This window comes from Hadarchaeum sp. (SeqCode) (assembly GCF_049969415.1).
Lineage (GTDB): Archaea > Hadarchaeota > Hadarchaeia > Hadarchaeales > Hadarchaeaceae > Hadarchaeum.
Genome location: NZ_JBMFOX010000046.1, coordinates 1 through 5,555 on the forward strand (window position 1 = coordinate 1; position 5,555 = coordinate 5,555).

6 protein-coding genes are annotated in these 5,555 nt (G+C 56.7%); all 6 read right to left on the reverse strand.

The genetic code is table 11. The features are described 5' to 3' along the window. The coding region (locus ACP5PX_RS07105) for a helix-turn-helix domain-containing protein (protein WP_428085273.1) at positions 1 to 1,099 on the reverse strand (1,099 nt) is incomplete at its 3' end. A gap of 184 nt (positions 1,100 to 1,283) precedes the next feature. Further along, positions 1,284 to 2,471 (reverse strand): MFS transporter, encoded by a 1,188-nt coding sequence (locus ACP5PX_RS07110; protein WP_428085274.1) that lies wholly within the window; start codon positions 2,469 to 2,471, stop codon positions 1,284 to 1,286. A gap of 20 nt (positions 2,472 to 2,491) precedes the next feature. Continuing rightward, positions 2,492 to 2,785: a PqqD family protein gene (locus ACP5PX_RS07115; protein ID WP_428085275.1), complete on the reverse strand. Its 294-nt coding sequence runs from the start codon at positions 2,783 to 2,785 to the stop codon at positions 2,492 to 2,494. Further along, on the reverse strand, positions 2,764 to 3,996 hold the full coding sequence (locus ACP5PX_RS07120) for a radical SAM protein (protein WP_428085276.1): 1,233 nt from the start codon (positions 3,994 to 3,996) through the stop codon (positions 2,764 to 2,766). Before ACP5PX_RS07120 ends, ACP5PX_RS07115 begins: the two co-directional genes overlap by 22 nt. Beyond that, the gene (locus ACP5PX_RS07125; protein WP_428085277.1) at positions 3,989 to 4,957 is read right to left on the reverse strand and encodes a hypothetical protein; all 969 of its coding nucleotides are present in this window, start codon (positions 4,955 to 4,957) and stop codon (positions 3,989 to 3,991) included. Before ACP5PX_RS07125 ends, ACP5PX_RS07120 begins: the two co-directional genes overlap by 8 nt. 376 nt (positions 4,958 to 5,333) lie before the next feature. Further along, positions 5,334 to 5,555, reverse strand: a 222-nt coding sequence (locus ACP5PX_RS07130; protein WP_428085278.1) for a helix-turn-helix domain-containing protein, incomplete at its 5' end; no start/stop codon positions are given.

Sequence of the window (5,555 nt, forward strand, 5' to 3'; positions counted from 1 at the left end):
CCCCTGAGGGCCCAGTCGGCGCTGATCCGATCCAAGACCAGGGGCGGGAACAGGGCGAACTCCTCAAGTAGATCGTACCCCAACTCCCGCAGCTTCCAAAACGGGGGTTTCCCGTCCATCCCCTTCCCGTAGTGGGCCGCTCCAGGTTGTAGTAGTACACCCACCCCGCCGCCTTCCTCAACAATCCCTCTTCCGTCCGTACCTTGTCCAGAAACGGGATGTAGAACTCCTCGTCGTCGGTGCGGTGGGATCGCTCCACCCGACCGTTATGTTCTTTCCTCCCCAGCGGGATCCGCGCAAGCCTGGCGCCTACAGGTTCGTAGTGTTTCTTCTGGAGCCGGTGGAGCTTGTCGGGATTGCTCCCCCAGAAGAGACCGAGCCTTGTCGGGGCTCGGCGTCTCTCTCCGAACTCCTCCCCCCAGTCCGTCTGCCAGACCACCTCCCCTTCGATCCCGTGCCCTCTCAACCACAGCATCACCAAGCTCATGAAGCACAGCCCGTTGGTTAGGCTCACCTCGTGGCTCCACGCCAAGAACCGGAGCCTCGTCCGCCCTTCGAGGAACGTCCACTGGTAGCGGGGGAGCTTCCGTTTCGCCAGGTGATCCCAGGGTTTCGTTCCCAACGCCCCCTTGTCGAGCACGTCCTTCACGTCCACCTGGGCGAGGGTGAACGGCCGCTCCTCCTCCCAGGCCCAGTGGGCGGGATAGAATGTCTTCCGCTTCTTCTTGCGGCCCCCAAACCCGTTTCGGGAGAGGATGTGGCGGATCGTGTGTGGAGAGAGGGCCAGGCCTTTCTCCCGCCACAGGTACCAGGCGAGCCTCTTCCTCCCGTACCCCGTCCGCTCCTTCGCCTCCAGCACCGCGGCCTCGATCTGGGCTGGGGTTTGGGTGGGAGAGCGGCGGGGACGGCGAGACCGGTCAGCCAGTCCACCTGCCCCGCTCTCTTGGTAACGCTGGACCCACTTCCGGACCAGATTCCGCGAGGTGTGCCACCTGCGGGCGGTCTCTGCGATGCTGCCCGTCTGGAGGTACGTCTCGACCAATCTCATCCTTGCCGCTTCCCGGTTCATGGCATACGCTTCCTTGTAGGCAAGATCCATTGCCGGTGTTCCTCCTTTCCTTGTTGCCAAGCGTTCTTAGGAGGAGCACCGCCTTCGTTCAACCACCTCGTCACCAACCCCTCTGCCTGGTAACGATCTCCTGGCGCACCAAGGCCGCCCGGTTGACAGCTTTGTCAGATAGGCTCATGGCTACCGCTTTACACTGTACCGTAGGACGCTCCCCTCATTGAAGTTCGCTCTGTGTCGGCTCTTTTCCCTTCATATGTCGCACTGCCACAAGATAGGCGTAACAGAGTGCAGGAGCACTAGCTACCAAGAAAACACAAGCAACGCGGAACACTGAGGTTGGGCCTAAGGCCTCCCAAATGGCCCCGTAAACTGGAAAGGCTATCATTGGAGCTAACAAGAAAGCCACATGCTGTAGCGAGAAGATCCGCCCCTGCCATGCTGCCGGAGCGAGGTAGAACAGCGCCTTTTGCTGGGCTAAGACCACCATGCTGTAGGGCAGCGTCGCCACTACGAGTACGTGTGGATACGGGGATGCAAAGGCAAGGGGAAGAGCTCCATAGAAGAATAGTCTACCAGCGTAACCGATTCCCAGCAGCGCAAGCGGACGCCTGGTGCGATCGAGAAGCCTTCCGAAAAGCGGGAGGGTAAGCGCATAAAGACCCGTGAGCAGGGAAAAGAAGGTTCCCAATTCAACAGTGCTCCGCTTGGCTACCTCTGTCACATACAGCGATATGAATCTGGCGGCCTGAAAGGAGGCTCCCATAAACAATGCCGCTGTAAACAATAGGCCAAAGACCCACGGTCCAATAACAGGTGCCCCTGGTTGTTGTCGTCTCTCTATGCGCTTGGCTGGCGAGGCAAACGCCGGATGGCGCGTTATTATTAGCGTTCCTATGACCGCGGCAAAGGTGATCCCCGCGCTGACCACAAAAGGTAATGATTGATTTGCAGCATACTGGAATCCTCCAAGCATAACCCCCAACGTCTCCGCACCCTGGCCCAGAGCACGATTGAGCCCCAAGTAGGTACCTTCTCGATGTCGGGGGATTACCTGCGCCAGGGAGTAGAGGAAGACGACCTGAAATATAGCCGAGAAGATACTTTTCAACGCGACGTAAACAATGAACGAAGAAAGACTTTTAGATGTGGCAAGACAAATGTAGGCAGTCGCTATCCCAGCCAATCCCACTGGCATCAGTAAGCGAACAGGGACGCGGTCTGAAATGTACCCAGCGGGGGGTGTGAAAACAAGTGTGACAACGGAATCTAAGGTAAGCAGCCACGACAGCATCCTCACCGACCACCCGCTCTCCCGGAATAAGACGGGGAAGTAGACCCCTGTCATGGACTCCGCAAGGGTGACAACTTTAGAGACCGCTATCAGCTGCCAAGTCAACCACATGTTGTTGTTTCAGATTATACTTAAGGTGAAGTCTCGGTTACTTCGTCCACTAAGTTCAGGTTCTTCAGGACTATGAGGAACGCGCGTACGTCGGCGCGGGCTTCTTCTTCCGAACACTGAAAAACTTTCACGACTTCCGATACGAGTTCATCTTCTGACCAGGCTGAGCCGAGCAGCTTGCCCACAAGAAACTCCGCCGACGGGTTCAGTTCCCAGACAGTACCAACCAATGCATCGTAAAGGACCTTGCGCTTGGTGCGAGCGGGGTCCGGTATGATGAAACATTTGTCCTTCAGAATGAATTTTGGCGCCATTTAACAATCACCTTCTCGTTTCCCTCAGACGGATCAAACCAACAGTTTGGATCAGGGGCAAAAAGATCGCCCCCCGTGGCGTAAGCCTGGCACGGGCTGCCTCCAAGACAGAGCACTGATAAGTCCTCTTCCGTGGCGAAGACGCACTTCCTGCACTTCCCCTTCAACAGCTGGCCCCGTCGCCGTAGATCGTTTAACAGGGGAGCAAGCCAGACAGTAAAGAACTCGTCTTGAAGGAGGTTCCCGATAGGAATCGGAAGGCGACGACAGGGGTATACAGTGCCGTCGACGTCGACAGTGAGGCCGTTAATACCGGCCGGGCAGCGCTGACCGACCGCAAGCAAGGGAGAGAGGAATCCCTTTTTGCGCAATCGCAACGTTATGAGAGCCCCTTCCAAGTCTGCCAGATGCCAAAGATCACAGCGCCCCGTCGCGAGGAATACACCGCGACGGCGGTATACGTAAGCCATTGCGGCTAGGCGGGTCCAACACTCTCGCAACTCATCCGTTGTCACCATGTCGCTCGCCTCTGCCCGCCCCAGGGGGACAAGTCGCGAGACGGTCACCCGGGAAGCGCCCAACTCAGCCGATAGCTCTAGAAGGCCATCTACGTCCGAAAGATTCCTGCGGGTCAGCACGAAGTGGATGGCCGTTGGCACACCCGCGTCCCTCAGCCGCTTAAGCGCAGAGCAGGCAGCAACGAAGGAGCCCGGCCCCCTAATGGAATCATGAACCTCTTCATGGCTGCCGTCGAGGCTTACTTGGACGACCCCCAATATCCCGCGGTATGTACGTAGTTGCTGTATGACCTGGTCGGTGACAAAGCTGCCGTTGGTCATAAAGTCAACCCGCAGCGGATAGCCGCGTTGGTGATACGCCGATATGGCCTCGACGAGTTCCCAGAGGTCGGGGCGCATAAATGGTTCACCGCCGCCGAGCACGATTCGGCCCGCTGCCTGCCAGCCCCGCAATGCAGCGCAGAACTTGTCCAGAATGACGAGCAGGTCCTGCAGCGACAGGTCACGACGTGGTGCCCTGTCAATGTAACAATGCTTGCAGCGAAGGTTACACCGATCCGTGATGTGCCATTGCAGTCCGAAAACAAATCGCGGCTTCCATGCACCCTCAAGCGTCGGAAGAGTAGACATCAACTCGGCATTGAGAGCTTCAAAGAACTCCGGTGTTGCTTGCTGCTCTTCGTTCCTAAGCATCGGAAATTAATCGTCGCACCCGGAAAAGGGTCCGGACACATTCGGCAGTACGGATGATGTACTCGTCACTATGTTGAGCTGGCCAGTACCCGTCCCCCATCTGGGTCGCGCACAGGAATCGCGCACCTTTCAAGGCCATCGTCAACGCGGTGGCCCACTGTTCATCGGTCAACACCTCCTCCCTGGCCAGAACGGCTGTGAGGGCGTCAACGTTAATCGATGTCACGGCGACCGAGCCCAGATCCTCACGCATCCTAGGGGTAGCGCGAACCAGAAACGTCCAAGAACCGTTTTCCGACTGGCTTTCGTGCAGAACTCGAATCACGCTTCCAGCGATGTCACGCAACAACTCAGGAATCTCGGGAACCCGCACAAGGTATGCGCTTAACACTTGGGCAGCTTTAAAACTTAGCACTCGATCTCGTGCGAGGTCTTTATAGTAGGCCTCTGTGAGGAAAGCGTATCCCCTATCAAGTACCGACTGGTCCACATCGAGTCCCTTCGTCCTACACTTCGCCAGGACCTGGAGCGCGGCCGAAGTCGCAGGTATACGGGAGTGGTCAGTACGATAGAAGCCCCAGCCTCCGTCTCTGTTCTGGGCCCCTTGAACGGCTGAAGCCAGGACGGAGAGCGCGCGCAAAGCCTCCTCATCCCGCTCCAGGAGAGTAAGGAACTGAGTTGCCCGAGTAGCTTCGCGCAACGGAAGGTGCTGGCCCGAGTGAAAAATGTTTAATAATACACGATCTTTTAGCGTCAACATAAGCCGTTCAGGGATAACAATCCCACACTCGATAGCCGCAGCTATCTGGGAACAAATTGCATACTCGTGGCTTTCTTCGAGGTGTAGCACATCCAGTTCTGTATAAATCATATGAGCCAGCAAGTGCAAACCCTTACTGAGCGCTCTGTCAATCACCACCACATCCTCTTCAATTGGCAACTGAAATACCATTGCCCTCATATCGCGATCCATCTCGATTATGCGGGAGGCAGCCGGATGACCAGCTACCTCCCTATGGGCTTATATAATTCCTTCTGCTTTACAAGCACAGGTGCAACAGCAGTGCGCAGCGCTCGGGTTAGTCCACACCGCGAGTTCCTTGATCTCTGGCCGAGACCACGTGGTAGACACATCTCTCTCCTGAGGCTCGAGAACCTGGAGCTCTTCGCGCATGTTTCACCACCTCCTTACTAAATAAAAGCAATGAACACCCGTTGCAGTCAATCAGCTAGCTGAAGGAAAGCCTTCGGCTTCCTGAAGGGATGGCTTCGTCTAGGCGAAGGAGCAGGTAATAACCCCGACAGGAACGTAACTTTTTAGCCAAAGAAGACATTCGTCACCTATGGAAGCGCAGGGCCTCTTGATCGAGGATGAGCAACGTAGGCCAGGAAATCTTTATAGTCCCCTGTCGGGCAAGGGCCCAGAATTCGTTACACGTGGTTTGAGGGCTCGCTCCAATCATCTCCGTCACGTCTCGCAATGAAAGGGGAAGGTCGATCCGCAGACCCTTGCCCTCCCGAACCCCGTGCTCCTCCCCAAGCTCGAGAAGTACTTGAAT